This is a genomic window from Actinocatenispora thailandica (assembly GCF_016865425.1).
Classification (GTDB): domain Bacteria; phylum Actinomycetota; class Actinomycetes; order Mycobacteriales; family Micromonosporaceae; genus Actinocatenispora; species Actinocatenispora thailandica.
Genome location: NZ_AP023355.1, coordinates 529,632 through 545,841, shown reverse-complemented (window position 1 = coordinate 545,841; position 16,210 = coordinate 529,632). Strand labels below are relative to the sequence as shown.

General features: G+C 73.0%; 14 protein-coding genes. 6 read left to right on the top strand and 8 right to left on the bottom strand.

Features of this window, described 5'->3' with window-relative positions:
• Window positions 1-13 precede the first annotated feature (13 nt).
• From Athai_RS02495 to Athai_RS02485, 3 genes are read right to left on the bottom strand one after another with little or no spacing between them, the layout of a single operon-like run.
• The gene (locus tag Athai_RS02495; protein ID WP_203959959.1) at window positions 14-241 is read right to left on the bottom strand and encodes a hypothetical protein; all 228 of its coding nucleotides are present in this window, start codon (window positions 239-241) and stop codon (window positions 14-16) included.
• Window positions 234-1,598, bottom strand: coding sequence for a nucleoside triphosphate pyrophosphohydrolase (locus tag Athai_RS02490; RefSeq protein ID WP_203959958.1), 1,365 nt, complete (start codon window positions 1,596-1,598; stop codon window positions 234-236). The genes Athai_RS02495 and Athai_RS02490 overlap by 8 nt, the downstream gene beginning before the upstream one ends.
• 4 nt (window positions 1,599-1,602) lie before the next feature.
• Window positions 1,603-2,427, bottom strand: coding sequence for a hypothetical protein (locus Athai_RS02485; protein WP_203959957.1), 825 nt, complete (start codon window positions 2,425-2,427; stop codon window positions 1,603-1,605).
• 79 nt (window positions 2,428-2,506) lie between these two features.
• Here Athai_RS02485 and Athai_RS02480 point away from each other — a divergent pair, with 79 nt between their 5' ends.
• The 4 genes from Athai_RS02480 (at window position 2,507) to Athai_RS02465 (ending at window position 7,573) form a co-directional block, all read left to right on the top strand.
• Window positions 2,507-3,295, top strand: coding sequence for a helix-turn-helix domain-containing protein (locus tag Athai_RS02480; protein ID WP_203959956.1), 789 nt, complete (start codon window positions 2,507-2,509; stop codon window positions 3,293-3,295).
• 324 nt (window positions 3,296-3,619) lie between these two features.
• Window positions 3,620-5,941 carry an MMPL family transporter gene (locus Athai_RS02475; protein WP_239156670.1) on the top strand — a complete coding sequence of 774 codons (2,322 nt, stop codon included), beginning with the start codon at window positions 3,620-3,622 and terminating at the stop codon, window positions 5,939-5,941.
• Window positions 5,942-6,081: 140 nt separating this feature from the next.
• Window positions 6,082-6,654: an RNA polymerase sigma factor gene (locus Athai_RS02470; RefSeq protein ID WP_203965285.1), complete on the top strand. Its 573-nt coding sequence runs from the start codon at window positions 6,082-6,084 to the stop codon at window positions 6,652-6,654.
• Window positions 6,647-7,573 (top strand): CU044_5270 family protein, encoded by a 927-nt coding sequence (locus tag Athai_RS02465; RefSeq protein ID WP_203959955.1) that lies wholly within the window; start codon window positions 6,647-6,649, stop codon window positions 7,571-7,573. The genes Athai_RS02470 and Athai_RS02465 overlap by 8 nt, the downstream gene beginning before the upstream one ends.
• An 18-nt stretch (window positions 7,574-7,591) precedes the next feature.
• On the opposite strand, the gene Athai_RS02460 is transcribed toward Athai_RS02465, so the two are convergent.
• The 3 genes from Athai_RS02460 to Athai_RS02450 all read right to left on the bottom strand — a co-directional run bounded on the left by Athai_RS02460 (window position 7,592) and on the right by Athai_RS02450 (window position 12,897).
• Complete coding sequence (locus tag Athai_RS02460; protein ID WP_203959954.1) at window positions 7,592-7,990, bottom strand: hypothetical protein; 399 nt, start codon at window positions 7,988-7,990, stop codon at window positions 7,592-7,594.
• A gap of 226 nt (window positions 7,991-8,216) precedes the next feature.
• Window positions 8,217-11,867: a transcription-repair coupling factor gene (mfd, locus tag Athai_RS02455; RefSeq protein ID WP_203959953.1), complete on the bottom strand. Its 3,651-nt coding sequence runs from the start codon at window positions 11,865-11,867 to the stop codon at window positions 8,217-8,219.
• A gap of 142 nt (window positions 11,868-12,009) precedes the next feature.
• On the bottom strand, window positions 12,010-12,897 hold the full coding sequence (locus tag Athai_RS02450; protein WP_203959952.1) for a TetR/AcrR family transcriptional regulator: 888 nt from the start codon (window positions 12,895-12,897) through the stop codon (window positions 12,010-12,012).
• Between the two features lie 105 nt (window positions 12,898-13,002).
• Here Athai_RS02450 and Athai_RS02445 point away from each other — a divergent pair, with 105 nt between their 5' ends.
• The gene (locus tag Athai_RS02445) at window positions 13,003-14,535 is read left to right on the top strand and encodes an AMP-binding protein (protein WP_203959951.1); all 1,533 of its coding nucleotides are present in this window, start codon (window positions 13,003-13,005) and stop codon (window positions 14,533-14,535) included.
• Window positions 14,536-14,708: 173 nt separating this feature from the next.
• Here the strand turns inward: Athai_RS02445 and Athai_RS02440 are convergent, their stop codons facing one another.
• Window positions 14,709-14,849, bottom strand: coding sequence for a hypothetical protein (locus Athai_RS02440; protein ID WP_203959950.1), 141 nt, complete (start codon window positions 14,847-14,849; stop codon window positions 14,709-14,711).
• Window positions 14,850-15,161: 312 nt separating this feature from the next.
• On the opposite strand from Athai_RS02440, the gene Athai_RS02435 reads away from it, so the two are divergent.
• Complete coding sequence (locus tag Athai_RS02435; protein ID WP_239156669.1) at window positions 15,162-15,356, top strand: GntR family transcriptional regulator; 195 nt, start codon at window positions 15,162-15,164, stop codon at window positions 15,354-15,356.
• A 103-nt stretch (window positions 15,357-15,459) separates the two neighbouring features.
• On the opposite strand, the gene Athai_RS02430 is transcribed toward Athai_RS02435, so the two are convergent.
• Window positions 15,460-16,206 carry an ABC transporter permease gene (locus tag Athai_RS02430; RefSeq protein ID WP_203965283.1) on the bottom strand — a complete coding sequence of 249 codons (747 nt, stop codon included), beginning with the start codon at window positions 16,204-16,206 and terminating at the stop codon, window positions 15,460-15,462.
• Window positions 16,207-16,210 lie beyond the last annotated feature (4 nt).

The following is a 16,210-nucleotide window of genomic DNA, read 5'->3' as shown; positions in this document are numbered from 1 at the left end:
CTTCGTGGATGGGCTAGCCGCGGGACCGCGCGATGCGCTTCACCAGCCGGCCGAGGACGAAACCGGCAGCGACGGCGGCCACCAGGACCACCGGGCGCTGCCGGATCAGCTCGCCGGCGCGGGCGAGCGGTCCCCCGGCCGGGCCGTCCGACGGCTCGTCCGGACGGGGCGCGGCGGTACCGTGCAGGCGGTCGGCGAGGTCACGCTCGTCGACGGGCGGGTCTACCGGTTCGTCAGTCATGCCGCCTCCGCGGTGCGAGATGGGCCGGGCGGGCCACCGAGGTGCGCAACGCCCGCCGGTGTCGCATCGCCGCCGCCCCCATCTGGTTGCCGGACCGCTCGCCCCCGGCCCGCGCGGTCCGGTTGCGGTGCGGTTGGTACCCGGTGTACCTACCCAGGAGATCACAAGTTATCCCGTGGCCGGGTCGGCACACGGGATCAGGGGGCGTGTCGCGTCCCCCGGACCCCGAATCGGTAGTACCGCCGGGCCCAGCGTCGGTGGTACCGGCGGGTTCGCCGGCCGCCGCAGCGCGCTCGCCGGGGCCGGCGGTCTCGGCGGCCGCGGGGGCCGACTCGCCGCGGCCGGCGGCCTCGGCGTCACGGCCGGCGGCCTCGGCGTCACGGCCGGCGGCCTCGGCGTCGCGTACGGCGGCGGCGTAGCGCAGCGCGGCGCGGCGCAGCGCCGCCTCGGCGTCCAGGCCATCCGCCCGAGACCGGCGGACCAGCTCGAACAGCTGGCGGCCGAGTTCGCCGTCCGGGTCGGCGGCGGGCGGCAGCGCGGCCTCGACGCCGGCCCGTTCGGCCCGGGACTGCAGCTTGGCGGCGAGTTGCAGCGCCGGTTGGGCGAGCGGTACCCCGTCGACGGACGAGTCGCGGGACTTCTCGGCGCGCTTGATCTCGTCCCAGTTCGCGACGACCTCGTCGGCTCCGCTCACGGTGACGTCGGCGAACACGTGCGGGTGCCGGCGGACCAGCTTCTCGACCAGCTCACCGGCCACGTCGTCGACGTCGAACCGGTCCGCCGCGGTCGACTCGGCGGCGACCCGGCTGTGGAACGCGACCTGGAACAGCACGTCGCCCAGTTCCTCGCGCAGGTGCGCCCGCTCGCCGGAGTCGATCGCGTCGATCGTCTCGTACGCCTCTTCCAGCAGGTAGGGCGCCAGCGAGGCGTGCGTCTGCTCGCGGTCCCAGGGGCAGCTGGTACGCAGCCGGTCCATCACCGCCACCACGTCGAGCAGCCGCGCGCCCGGAGGGTCGAACGAGCCGTACTCGGCCTCCAGCACCGGCCGCTGGTCGGGCTCGGGGTGCGCGACCAGCCGTTCGGCGAGCGCCTGGCCGAGCGGCGCGTCCCCGTCCGGACCAGCGAGCCAGACCACGGTGTCGGCGTCCACCGCGAGCAGCGCGTCGGCCTGCGCGGACGCCGGTCCGGCCAGCACCGTCACGTCGGTTCCGGCGGCGCGGATCGCCGCGGCCTGCGGCGTCTCGGCGCCGGCGTACACCGTCGCGTCGGACAGCAGTCGCCAGGCCCGTGCGGTCAGCAGCCCGGCCGGCAGCCGCGGCGAGGTGTGCAGCAGCACGATGCGCGCCGGCCGCCCCATCGGATCAGCCGGTGAAGCCGTTGGTGCTGACCACGTGCACGACGTCCGGCGAACCCTCGCCGAGCTGCAACTGCAGCTGCCCGGACAGCGGGCCCCGCTGGGTCTGCACGGTGAACGCGTCCAGCGGGTACTCGAGCTGGCCGTACCGCGGGCTGACGTCCACGTGGTACTTCTTGATCGCGCCCTGGAAGGTGCCGCGCAACGCCGCGGTCTGCCCGACCTTCGGCGTCTTCTTGATCTCGGGCGCCGCCTTCTCGTACGGCACGATGCTGAGCTGGTTCTGGTTGGCCTGGGTGGCCAGCGAGTCGTAGATCTCGCGGACCGCCTGGTCGTCCGGCGCGGTGTTCCAGGCAGCGTTGCGCAACGTGTTGATCGCCGCCTGGTTCTCGGCCTCCAACCGGACGTACTTGCTGCTCTCGGGCAGCTTGGTCTGCCGCGCGAGCGCGGCGTAGTTGGCCGGCGGGATCTCGATGTGCTCGTCCGCGGCGACCCGCTGCGTCAACTGATGCATGATCAGGGCACCGGCGGCGCTGGTCCGCATGTTGGCGATGGTCTGCTGCCGGCTGCCGTCCGGCGCCTGCTGCACGCTCTGGTAGGCCGGGGCGTCGATGATCGACTGGAACACGTCGTCGACCTGGGCCTGGGTGATCCGGTTGCCGTCGATGAACGCCGCGGCACCCGGCTGCACGTTGCAGGCGGTGGCGCCGGCGACGACCGCGGCGGAGGCGGCGAACACGGCGGCCAGCCGGACGGCACCGCGCCGAGTGAGGCCGCGCCGGCCGGAGCGGCGGGATCGACCGGCCCGAAGGGTACGAGAATGCTCGGTCACGGTAGCCAGTCTGTCGCGTCGGCCGGCCCGGCGGAGCACCGGGGTACGACGCGCAGTGCGCGGATGGTGGAATCGGTGCATGGCATGGGCCGGCGCCGTCCACCTGGACCCGGGACAACTCACCTATTACGGCACGGTAAGCGACATTCCGCTGCACTCGTCGATCGCGATCGGCCTGATCCTCGTCACTGAGGGTGTGGCCGAGCTTACCGACGAGGCCGGTCACACCGTCGAGCTGCGGCCCGGTGGCCCGAACGCCGCCGTACTGCCGCCGGGCGAGTCGCACGCCAAGCCGATGCGACCGGACGGCAGGCCGGACGACACCCGGGCGGTGCTCGCCGTGCTCGACCCGGAGCGTCCGGAGGGGCAGCGGTTGATGGCCCGGATCGGCGCCGACCGGCACCGACCGCAGGCCTGGGTGGACGCGGCGGCACCCGCGGCGAAGCTGGTCCGGCCGCCGGAGCCGGACGACCCGGCCGGGGCGGCGCTGGTCGCCGAGGTCGTGCGCGAGCTGGCTGCCTCCGACCAGGGGCCGGCGCCGAGCGTGCACCCGGCGGTACGACGGGCGGCCGAGCTGATCCCGGAGCGGCTGGCGGCCGGGGTGGAACTGCAGGACCTGGCCGCGGCGGTCGGGTTGTCGGCGAGCCGGCTCGGCCACCTGTTCGCGGTCGAGCTGGGGCTGCCGTACCGGGCGTACGTGCGATGGGCCCGGCTGCAGAAGGTGGTCGAGGTGCTGCGCGAAGGCGCGACGCTGACCGCCGCCGCGCACGCCGCCGGCTTCACCGACTCGGCACACATGAACCGGGTCTGCCGCAGCGTGTTCGGCATCAACCCGTCCCGCCTGATCAGCAACCTCAGCTGGGTCTGATCCGGGCGCTCGACCCCGGCAGGGACCCTCCGTTGTTCGCTCCCTTTGCTCTGGCCACTGACATGCACCACGAAGCGGTGCGCTCAGGTGCGCAGAGCCGGCTCTGGACACTCCTGTGCAACACGGGTGGTGCATGTCAGTGCGCAGAGCAAAGGAGGTGATAAGAGCACTGTGCTCCGGGCGGGCCGGCGTGACCGAGGCCACCGGACTCCCGGCGTGCCGGCGTGCCCGCCACCGGGTTCCGGGCGAGCGTGACCGAGGCCACCAGCACGGTCAGCGGAAACGTACAAGGCGTTCCGGCTGGTTCGGGCCGACCGTGGGGGCATGGCGCTTTCCAGGTTGGGTGAGGTGCTTGCCCGGCACCGGGTGACGGTGCTGGTGGTGGCGGTACTGGCGGCGGCGCTGGCGGGCGTGTTCGGCGGCGGCGTGGCCGACAAGCTGTCCGGTGGCGGCTTCACCGACGCGCACTCGGAGTCGGCGCGCGTGTCCAGCGCGCTCGCGGACGACTTCCAGGCCGGTGACGCGAACCTGATCGTGCTGGTCCGCGGCGACGGGAAGCCGGACGATCCGACGGTGGCGGGGCCGGCGACCCGGTTGGCCCGGTGGGCGCAGCACGCCGACGGTGTCGCCGCGATGCAGTCGTACTGGACGTCCGGGCACCCGGCGAGCCTGCGGTCGAAGGACGGTACCCGGGCGCTGATCACGCTGCGGCTGTCCGGTGACGAGGACACCTACATGAACGCGGCGCAGCGGCTGACGCCGCAGCTGACCGAGCACGCCGGCGGGCTGCACCTGGAGTTCGCCGGGGCCGCGCAGGTCTACTCGGAGCTGAACAAGCAGACCCAGCACGACCTGAAGATCTCCGAGGCGATCGCCACGCCGATCACCGCGGTTCTGCTGATCCTGGTGTTCGGCAGCGTGGTGGCGGCGGTGCTGCCGTTGCTGATCGGTGGGCTGTCGATCGTGACGACGATGCTGGTGCTGGAGCTGCTGACGCACGTCACGTCGGTGTCCACGTACGCGCTGAACCTGACCACGGCGCTCGGGCTGGGCCTGGCGATCGACTACAGCCTGTTCATCCTGACCCGGTTCCGGGAGGAGCTGGCACAACGGGGCAACCGGGGCGATCGCGCGACGGTTCGGGCCGCGATCTCGGCGACGATGCACACGGCCGGCCGCACCGTACTGTTTTCCGCCGTCACGGTGGCGCTCGCGATGGCCGCGCTCGCCGTGTTCCCGCTGGACTTCCTGAAGTCGTTCGCGTACGGCGGGGTCTCGGTGGTGGTGCTCGCCGCGGCCGGCGCGCTGCTGGTGCTGCCCGCGCTGCTCGCCCTGCTCGGTACCCGGGTGAACAGGCTCGACGTGCTCGCCCGCTGGCGCCGCTCGCGCCGCCGGGCGAGCCCGCCTGCCGACGGAGCCACCGGTACCGAAACCGCGGGTGACGACGGTGCGAAGCCGGCGGTGACCGGCGACACCGGATTCTGGCACGCGCTGGCGGTACGGGTGATGCGCCGGCCGGTGCCGTTCGGGCTCGGCGTGATCGTGATCCTCGCGGTGCTCGGCAGCCCGTTCTGGCACATCTCGTTCGGGCTGGTGGACGACCGGCAGCTGCCGGCGAGCGCCGCGGTGCAGCAGGCCTCGCAGCAGCTGCGCGACGATTTCGACCGCTCCGGTGACCGGTCGGTGCAGGTGGTCACCCGGGACGTGGCCGAGTCCGCGCTGCCCGGCTACGCGCGCCGGCTGTCCGCCTTGGACCACGTGGCTCGGGTGGACACCGCGACCGGCAGGTACGTGCACGGGCGGCGGGTCGCGCCGCCGACCGCGGCGGACGCCCGGTACCGCAGCGGGAGCGACGCGTGGCTGACCGTCGTCGGTACCCGCAGCCCGCAGAGCGACGCGGCCCAGCAGCTGGTCGCCGACGTGCGCGGCACGCACTCCCCCGGGCACGACACGATCGTCGGCGGCAAGGCGGCCTACCAGTACGACAGCACGCACGCGCTGATGTCCCGGCTGCCCGCGGCCGGCGCCATCGTCGCGATCGCCACGCTGGTACTGCTGTTCCTGTTCACCGGCAGCGTGGTGCTACCGGTGAAGGCGATCGTGCTGAACATCCTGAGCCTGACCGCGACGTTCGGCGCGATGGTGTTCGTGTTCCAGGACGGGCACCTCGGCGCGCTGGTCGGGCATCCGATCACCACCGGCTACCTGGACATGACGGTGCCGGTGCTGATGTTCTGCATCGCGTTCGGGCTGTCCATGGACTACGAGGTGTTCCTGCTCTCCCGGATCCGCGAGCAGTACCTGCGCACCGGCGACAACACCGCCGCCGTCGGTACCGGGCTGCAACGCACCGGCCGACTGATCACCGCGGCGGCGCTGCTGATCGCGCTGGTCCTGGTCGCGTTCGGTACCTCGCAGGTGGCGATGCTCAAGATGCTCGGCATCGGGCTGGCCCTGGCGGTACTGGTGGATGCCACGCTGGTGCGCGGCGTGCTGGTACCGGCGTTCATGCGGCTGCTCGGCGCGGCCAACTGGTGGGCTCCGGGGCCGCTGCGCTGGCTGCACGAACGCGTCGGCCTCGCCGAGTCGGAGGCGGCGCCGGCGAGCGCCGCCGAGCGGGACGGCGAACCGCTCCCGGTGCCCTGATCCGGCCCCTCCCCGGACGGGCTCGCCGCGGCGCCGGTGCCGCGGCGCGCAGCCGGCGGGAAGAGGATGCGGAGTTGCGGCGGAGTCCTGGTGTCAGCACCGACTTCGAGAAGGGGACACCGTATGACCGAGGCAGTGACATGACCGTCGGTGCGGCGGACACGTCCAGCGACGTGGAACTCGCCGCCCGGCTGCGGGACGACCCGGCCCAGTTCGCCGCCGTGTACGACCGGTACTTCCGGGTCATCTACCGCTACATCGCCGGCCGGCTGGGGTCGCAACACGCGGACGACCTCGCCGCCGAGACGTTCCTCGTCGCGTACGCCAAGCGGGACCGGTTCGACCCGGCCCGCGGCGAGCTGCGGCCGTGGCTGTTCGGCATCGCCACGAACGTGGTCCGGCAGCACCGGCGGGTCGAGGCCCGCCGGTACCGGGCGCTGGCCCGGACGCCGGCCGAGTCGGTTGCCGAGGGGCCGGAGGACCGGGCCGTCGACGTCGCCGCGGCGCAGTTGCGGCGCCCGCAGCTGGCCCGCGCGTTGCGGTCGCTGTCGGCCGGCGAGCGCGATGTGCTGCTGCTCGTGACGCTCGGCCAGCTCAGCTACGGCGAGGCCGGCGAGGCGCTCGGCATCGCCCCCGGCACGGCCGGATCCCGGCTCAGCAGGGCCCGTACCAAACTTCGTTCCGCACTGAACCAGGAGACCCGCCATGGATGAGGACCTGCAGGCAGTCACCACCCTGCTGGACACGCCGGAACCGACCACCCAGGTGGTGGACGAAGGGCGACACCGGCTGCAGAACGCCGCGCTGAGCGGCCCGCGCCGGGTCCGCCGCACCGGTCGCTGGGCGGTGGGGGTCGGGGCCACCGCGATGGTCGCCGCCGGCGCCGTCGTCGCCGTCACCGCCGGGCAGTCCACGCCGCCCGGCGGCCACTCCGCGGGCGGGCCGCGGGCGGCGTCGACCAGTACGGTGTCCGGCGGGCAGAACGTGCTGCTCGCCGCCGCCACGACCGCGGAGGACACCACGGACGGCTCCGGCCGGTACTGGCACCTGAAGATGACGTTCTCCGACGGCGGCGCGGCCGGCGAGAGCTGGCGCAGCCGGGACGGCCAGCTCTGGGTACGCGGTGCCAAGACGAACGGCGACGTCCGGGAAATGCCCGGGGCGCCACCGCTGCGGCTGGCCGGCGTCGCGATCAGCGAGGGGCAGCTGCGGTCCCTGCCGCAGGACCCGACCGCGCTCCGGGCCTGGATCACCAACGCCGTCGAGAAGAACTCCGCGGACGGTTCGGTGCGCACCAGCGGCGGGAAGCTCAGCAAGGCGCAGCGCAGCGAACTGGTCGTCGACTCGCTGGCCAGCCTGGTGTCGCAGCTGCCGGCGCCGGAGCGGGTCCGCGCGGCGGCGTTCCGGGTCCTGGCGACCCTCCCGGGGGTGCGCGACCTCGGCCCGGCCGACGGCGGCCGGGCGATCTCGATCCCGGTCGGCGAGCACACCGCGCGGCTGGTCGTTGACACCGGCACCGGCCGGGTGCGGGGGACGAACTTCGTCGTCACCACCGACGGCGGCGAGCTGTGGCTGCCGGCCGGCCACACGGCGACCGTCACCGGCGAGTGGACCGACACGCTCCCGCACTGACCGCGTTCCCCCGTCCGGTCAGGCACCGGTCGAGACCGGGCGGGGGTGGCGGGTGCCGATCAGCCGCAGCGCGAGGGTGCCGATCAGCGCCGCCAGAATCGCCACGTGGTACGCGATGTCGGCGGTACGGCCGCCGCTGGCGGTGATGCTGAGCCCCACGATCACGCCGACGATGCCGAAGCCGAGCGCCCCCAGCGCGAACGGGCCGGAGCCGGGCACCCGCAGCAACGTCAGGACCGCGGCGGCCAGCAGCATCGCGCCGATCAGCGACTCGGCGACCGTCGCCGGCGGCAGCCACTCGCCGGGCACGGTCGCGAACCCGAGCGGGATCCGGCCGTTCAGGTGCAAGTATCCGGCGACCCCGAAGGTGACCGCCTCGACCACCATCAGCGCCGCGACCAGTCGCGTCGAACTCATCATGGGCTCCCCGGTGCGGTGGGATCGGACTCGTCCAGCACAGCACCGTGGCAGCCCCACCGCATCCGCCCGGCGGTGACACCGCGCGTACCGCCGTCGGCGTAGCACCCGGGCGTTCCCGTGCACCGAGCCGATCCGGTACGCCGGGGCGGCTGGCGCCCGGGGTGGCACCGCGAAGGCCCGGCGCCCGTGGTGGCACCGGGCGGGCCGGCGCCACCACGGGCGATCAGCTCGTCTTCGCCGGTGCCGGGGCGTCCAGGATGGTGGTGATCAGCTCGGCGCACCAGTTGAGCAGCGGCAGGTCCCGCATCGGTTCGCCGCCGACCCGGCGGGTCGACGGCCGGTTCACACTGACAGTGTCCACAGTGGACTTGTAGCTGGCGTCCGGGTAGAACCGCTTGAGCCGCAGCTGCTTCGAGTCGGGCAGCGGCATCGGGGTGAACCGGATGTGCCGGCCCTGCAACGACACGTCGGTCAGCCCGTATCGCCGGGCGAGCAGCCGGAAGTGCGCCACCTGGATGAGGTTCTCCACCGGGGTCGGGATCTCCCCGTACCGGTCGGACAGCTCGGCGCGGACCTCGTCCAGCGCCGCCTCGTCGCGGACCTCGGCGAGCTTGCGGTACATCTCCAGGCGTAGCCGCTCGACCGAGATGTAGTCGTGCGGCAGGTGCGCGTCGACCGGCAGGTCGACCTTCACCTCAGCCAGTTCCTCCGGCGCCTCGCCCTTGAACGCCTGGACCGCCTCGCCGACCATCCGCACGTACAGGTCGAAGCCGACGCCCTCGATGTGCCCGGACTGCTGGCCGCCCAGCAGGTTGCCGGCGCCCCGGATCTCCAGGTCCTTCATCGCCACGAACATGCCGGCGCCCAGCTCGGTGTGCTGCGCGATCGTCGCCAGCCGCTCGTGCGCCTGCTCGGTCAGCGGCTTCTCCCCCGGATAGAGGAAGTAGGCGTAGGCGCGCTCCCGGCCGCGACCGACCCGGCCACGGATCTGGTGCAGCTGGGACAGGCCGAGGATGTCGGCGCGCTCCACGATCAGCGTGTTCGCGTTCGGGATGTCGATGCCCGACTCGACGATCGTGGTGCAGACCAGCACGTCGATCTCGCGGTTCCAGAAGTCGAGCATGATCTTTTCCAGGCGTTCCTCGCCCATCTGCCCGTGCGCCACCGCGACCCGCGCCTCGGGCACCAGTTCCCGGATCCGGCGGGCCGCCTTCTCGATCGACTCGACCCGGTTGTGCAGGTAGAACACCTGGCCGTCGCGCAGCAGCTCACGCCGAACCGCGGCGGCGACCTGCTTGTCCGCGTACGCCCCGACGAAGGTGAGCACCGGGTGCCGCTCCTCCGGCGGGGTGGCGATCACCGACATCTCGCGGATGCCGGTCACCGCCATCTCGAGGGTGCGCGGGATCGGCGTCGCGGACATCGTCAGCACGTCGACGTGGGTGCGCAGCTGCTTGAGGTACTCCTTGTGCTCGACGCCGAACCGCTGCTCCTCGTCCACGATCACCAGCCCGAGCTGCTTGAACCGGGTCTGCGAGGACAGCAGGCGGTGCGTACCGAGGACGATGTCGGCGCTGCCGTCGGCGATTCCGGTGAGCGTCTGCTCGGTCTCCGTCGCCGTGTTGAACCGGGACAGCGTGCGGATGTTCACCGGGAACTGCGCCATCCGCTCGGTGAACGTGTTGTAGTGCTGCTGGGCCAGCAGCGTGGTCGGCACCAGCACCGCGACCTGCTTGCCGTCCTGCACCGCCTTGAACGCGGCCCGCACCGCGATCTCGGTCTTGCCGTACCCGACGTCGCCGCAGATCAGCCGGTCCATCGGGTACTGCTTGCGCATGTCGGCCTTGACCTCGTCGATGGCCTCCAGCTGGTCCGGCGTCTCCTGGAACGGGAACGCGTCCTCCAGCTCGCGCTGCCACGGGGTGTCCGGGCCGAACGCGTGCCCCGGCGAGTTCTGCCGCGCCGCGTACAGCCGGATCAGCTCGGCGGCGATCTCCTTGACCGCCTTGCGCGCCCGGGACTTGGTCTTCTGCCAGTCGGCACCGCCCATCTTGGACAGCGTCGGGTGCTCGCCACCGACGTAGCGAGTGAGCTGGTCGAGCTGGTCGGTCGGCACGAACAGCTGGTCGCCGGGCTGGTTGCGCTTGCTCGGCGCGTACTCCAGCACCAGATATTCGCGCTCGGCGCCGTTGATGGTGCGGCGCACCATGTCCAGGTACTTCGCGATGCCGTGCTGCTCGTGCACCACGTAGTCGCCGGGTTTGAGCTCCAGCGGGTCGATCGCGTTCTTCCGCCGGCGGCTCGGCATCCGGCGCATGTCCTTGGTGGACGCGCCCTTGCCGCCGGTGATGTCGTTGCCGGTGACGACCACGATGCGGCCCGTCTCGTCGACGAATCCGCGGTCCAGCCCGCCGCAGCCGACCAGGATCGACTGCGGCTTCGGCGGGTCGGCGATCGCGTCGACCAGCACCGCACCCTGGTCCGCCTCGTGCAGCAGCTCGACGGTGCGCTGCGCCGGGCCGTGGCCCTCGAAGACCAGCGCCACCGCGTACCCGTCGGCGACCCAGCGGCGCACGTCACCGAGCAACGCGGCACCGTCCCCGTGGTACAGCGGGGCCGGCTGGGCGCCGAGCGCGACCGCGTCGTCCGGCACCACGTCGTCCACGGTGGACGCCAGTTCCGGATCGATCTCGGCGAGTTCGGCCTCGATCGAGGACGGCGCGGTCTCCGCCTCAACGGTGCCGAACGGGCTCAGGCTCCACCACGGCATACCCAGCTCGTCGGCGTGCCCGCGCACGTCGGCCAGGCTGTGGAACGCCGCCGCGCCCAGGTCGATCGGCTCCGCGCCGCCGGCCGCCGCGGCGGCCCAGCTGGCGGCCAGGAACTCGGCCGAGGTGGACACCAGGTCGTGCGCCCGGGACCGGATCCGCTCCGGGTCGCAGGCCAGCACGACCGTACCGGTGGGCATGCCGTCGACCAGCAGTTCCAGGTTGTCGCCGCCGACCAGCGCCGGGGTCAGCGACTCCATGCCCTCCACCGGGATGCCCTCGGCGAGCTTCTCGCACATCTCCGCCAGGCCCGGGTGGTCGGCGGCCAGCACCGCGGCCCGGTCCCGTACCTGCGGGGTCAGCAGCAGCTCCCGGCACGGCGGCGCGATCATCACCGGCTTGTCGCCGGACGGCTCGAACGAGCGCTGGTCGGCCACCGCGAACGGGCGGATCTCGTCGACCTCGTCGCCCCAGAACTCGACCCGCAGCGGGTGCTCCTCGGTCGGCGGGAACACGTCGAGGATGCCGCCGCGGACCGCGAACTCGCCGCGCCCGCCGACCATGTCGACCCGGCTGTACGCGAGGTCGGTCAGTCGCCGCGCGACCTCCTCCAGGTCGGCGGTGTCGCCGGCGGCGAGGCGCACCGGGGCGAGGTCACCGAGCCCGCGCAGCTGCGGCTGCAGCACGCTGCGCACCGCCGAGCAGACGACCCGGATCGGCCCCTGCGCCGGCTCGCCGGCAACCGGATGGGCCAACCGGCGCAGGATCGACAGCCGGCGGGCCACGGTGTCCGACCGGGGCGACAGGCGCTCGTGCGGCAGCGTCTCCCAGGCGGGGTACGACACGACCTCGTCCGGCGGCAGCAGCGAGCGCAGCGCCTCGGCCAGGTCGTCGGCCTCCCGCTCGGTGGCGGTGACCGCGAGCACCGGCCGGCCGGCGCCGGTCGCCGCGTCCGCGGCGACCGCGGCGACCACGAACGGCCGCAGCGCCGGCGGCGCGGTCAGGTCCAGCCGCTGCGCGGCCGGGCCGCCGTCCCGGGCGGTGTCGCGGGCGCGGGCGAGGGCCGGGTCGGCGAGGGCAGCGGAGAGCAGGCCGGCGAGTTTCATGTGTGAGTCAACTCCAGGGCGCAGGCACGCAGAAAGCCCCCCGGGATCGCAGGCCCAGGGGTTGTGCCGCAAGCCTACGCCGGCCCACCGACAACCCGGCCGGGTCGCCCACGCCGCCGCTCACCCCCGGTCGATCATGGTGTTATCTACCTCGGAGAGCGTTTTCCGCCCCGATAACGCCATGATCAACGGGTGGGTCGGCGGGGACGAGGACGGCGATACCGGCGAGGAAGCGGTCCATCGCGAAGTCGAAGCGGGCGGCGAGGTCCGGGGCGGTCAGATCACCGGCGAGCGCGACCACGTTCGGGTAGCGCTCCGGCGGCATCGCGCGCAGCCGGCCGGCCAGCCCGTCCAGGTACTCGCGGGGCGCCGTCCCGGCGGCGACCTCGGCGGACAGCCGGTTCTGCTCCGCCGCGACGAAACCGAACAGCGCGGTGACCCAGGCGTACGCGGTGAACGCGGCGTCGCGGTCGGGCAGGCCGGCGGCCCGCAGCACGGCCAGCAACGCCTCGATGTTGCGCAACCCGTTCGGGCCGGTGGTGAACCGGCCGGCGATCAGCCGCGCGGAGTCCCGCCGGGCGAGCAGGTGCCGGCGCAGCGCGCCGGCCATCGCGGTCAGCGCGGCTCGCCAGTCGTCCCGGACGTACCGGGTCAGGTCGAGGTCGGCGAACAGTTCGTCGGCGAGCGCGTCGAGCAGTTCGTCCTTGTTCCGCACGTACCGGTAGAGCGAAGCGGCGCGCACCCCGAGCTCGGCCGCGAGCCGGCGCATGGTGACCGCATCCAGGCCGTCGGCCGCCATCAGGCGCAGGCCGGCGTCGAGCACGACACGTTCGGTCAGGGTGGCCTCGTCCTTGCGCGGCCGCCCACGCCGCACCGCCTCGTCCTCACGCGGCCGGCCGCGCCGCACCGCCTCCTCCTTGCGCGGCCGGCCGCGCGGCGCAGCCGACTCCTCGCGCGGCCGGCCGTGCCGCGGCGCGCCGTCCTCACGCGGCCGGCCGTGCCGCGGCGGCGGCGGTTCGTCCGCGGTCACGCCGGCCCGCTCATGCCGGCTCGGTCGGGTGGGCTGCCATGGTCCGCACGCTACCGGGCTATGCTGGCCCGAATTAAATGAACGGTGTTAGTTTTTGGAGGAGCGATGCCCGCGCGCTACGTCACCGACCTGTTCGACGCACTGCACGCGCACGGCGACACCACCGCCCTCGTCGCGGGCGACCGGTCCTGGAGCTTCGCCGAGCTGCGCACCGACGCGTACCGGACGGCCCGCGCACTGGTCGACCTCGGCGTCGGGCCCGGCGACGGCCTGCTGCTGCTCGCCGGCAACACGCCGGACGCGCTCGTCGTCCGGCTCGCCGGGTACCTGCTGGGGCTGCGGTTCACCCACGTGCACCTGGGACCGACCACCCAGTCGGTGCCGCACATCGTGGCCGACGCGGCACCGGCGCTCGTCGTCGCAGCGGACGCCGGCCTCCCGCTGCTCGACGGTTCCGCGCCGGGCGACCGGACGCGCGGGGCGCGGGTGGTGCCCCTCCGGCGGCTGGCGGCGTTGGCGGCCAGCGAGCCGGGCGATCCGCTGCCGATCGCCGCGGCGGAGGGCGACATCGCGCGGATCTCGTACACCGGCGGTACCACCGGGCTGCCGAAGGGCGTGCCCACCACGTACGCGGCGCTGCACGCCGCGGCGCGCTCGGCGCTGGCCGGCGCCGCCGCGGCCCGGGAGGAGCTGGCCGATCGGACAGCGCACGCGCGATTCCTTGCCGTGACGCCTATCGCGCACGTGGCCGGCGACATGGCGCTGATGATGTTGACGCTCGGCGTCACCGTCGAGACGTACGACTTCGAGCCCGGCGCGATGCTCGCCTCGCTCGCCGCGCTGCGCGGAGGTGTCGCCCTGACCTACCTGTATCCGGCCCTGCTGGGGCAACTCCTGGACCATCCGGACCGCCCGCGCACCGACACCAGCGCGCTGTCGTTCGTGGTGTACGGCAGCGCGCCGATCGCGCCGGCCCGGCTGCGGGCCGCCATCGACGCGTTCGGCCCGGTCTTCCAGCAGGGGTACGCGTCGACCGAGGCGCCGGCGATCACCGCCCTCACCGTCGCCGACCACGTTCGCGGCCTGGACGACCGGCCGGAACTGCTCGCCTCCGCCGGCAGACCGCTACCCGGTGTCGAGGTGACGATCCGGGACGCCGCCGGCACCGTGTTGCCGGGCGGCGAGATCGGCGAGGTCTGCGTCCGCTCCGCCTCGGTCATGCCCGGCTACTGGCACCGGCCGGCCGAGACCGCCGCGGTGCTGCGGGACGGCTGGCTGCACACCGGCGATCTGGGCCGGTTCGACGACGACGGCTACCTCTACCTGGTCGGCCGGGCCCGCGAGATGATCATCGTCGGCGGCTGGAACTGTTACGCCGCACCGATCGAGGCCGCGTTGACCGAACATCCGGCGGTACGCGCGGCATCCGTGCTCGGTGTTCCGGACGAGACGACCGGCGAGGCGATCGTCGCCTACCTGGTCGCGGACTCCCCGGTACCGGTGGACGAGCTGCGCACGGCGGTGACCGCGCGGCTGCCGGAGATCAACGTACCGAGCCGGATCGAGTACCTCGACGCGCTCCCGCTCACCCCGCTCGGCAAGCCCGACAAGAACGCCCTGCACGCCCGGTCGCACTGACCCTGCCGCCGATCCGTACCGAACGCCGATGCCGGAGGGCGGCCGATGTACGGCGTCGGTGGTCGAGGGTGGGCGCGCCGCCGGGGCCGGTCAGCGGTCGCGGTGGGCATGGGCGGCGCCGAGCACGAACGCGAGTACCAGGGTGAACAGCCAGCCCAGTGCGATCGGGACGGTCATGGCATCTGCCGTACCAGCAGCCCGGACAGCCGCGCATAGAACGTCGTGACCTGCGGGTCGTCGCCGATTTTGTCGACCGGCACCACCCGCAGGTAGACCGCCCCGTCGACCAGCGCCGACATCCGCGACACCACCATGCCCCACCAACAGCCATGCCCGTGGATCCCGGCCGCCGGCGAGATGAACACCTGATCGCCTGCCCGGATATCGTCCGCGGACAACACGTATGTCGCGGTTGGTCTACCCTTTGCCACAGCCGGTACCTCCAATACCGGTCAGACCCCCGGCTTGCTCTCACCAGCAGCCGGGGGTCGCTCCGTATCGACAGGCTTACCTTACGCCACTGGTCTAGTGTGCACAACCGTGCACTGTTCTGCGAACCTGATGTCACCCGCGCAGCTAGGTGCTGAGCATTGACGGATGACGGTTGATCCGGACAGCCCGAGCTGGTGTGGGAACAGGTGTTGCGGATCCTGCGGGAGCGCATCTCCGACGGGACCTACCCGGTACGGCTGCCCGGTGAGCTGGCGCTGGCTCAGGAACTCGGCGTGGCCAGGCAGACGCTCCGGCGCGCGATCGCGGTCCTGGTCGACGAGGGCGTCGTCACCGTCGTGCGGAACAAAGGCGTCTACGTGAAGAAGTGACCGCACCGGTGGTCGGCGCGAGCCGCGCCCGACGGTGCCCGCAGGTACCGACACGTGACGAGGGGCGCCACCCGGTGCGGTGGCGCCCCTCGGTGCCGGGTGGTCAGCTGGTTTCGCCGGCCATCGAGAAGGAGCGGAGCCGGTCGACGGAGATGACCAGCGCGCCGACGGTGAGCACCACCGACATCACGATCGCCAGGACCAGCGACATCGGGCCGTGCAGCAGCGAACTGCCGGAGAACGTCGCGGCGAACTCGGAGACGTACTTCTGCACCGACAGCACCTTGGTGCCGTCCAGCACGTTGCCCAGCAGCCCCTCCCACAGCAGGATGTACGCCAGGCCGACCAGCACCGCGCGCCGGATCACCAGGCTCGCCAGCACGAACAGCGCGGAGTAGACGAACGCGCCGATCAGCCCGGCGAGGCCGAAGCCGATGCCGACCGACACCGACGCGACGATGGTGCCGGCGATCAGCAGCGACACTCCCGCGACCAGGCCGGAGACCACCGCCGCGATCAGGTACTTCGTCAGGATGATCTCGCGCCGGGCCACCGGTTTGGCCAGGATGTGCACGATCGTGCCGTCGTCGATCTCCGAGCCGAGCACGCTGGTCCCGATGATCAGTGCGGTCAGCGGCAGGATCACTGCCACGCCGAGACCGCTGACCACCACCTGCAGCGCATCGCGGGTGGCCACGTCACCGCTGCGGACCAGCAGCGACAGCGCGATCAGCACCAGCGGCAGCGGGATCAGCAGCAGCGACCGGCGCCGGCCGAGCAGGCCGCGCAGGGTGATGCCGGCGATCGTCGGGTTGAACAGGCGCGGCCCGCTGGCCGGCGCCACCGTCATGCGT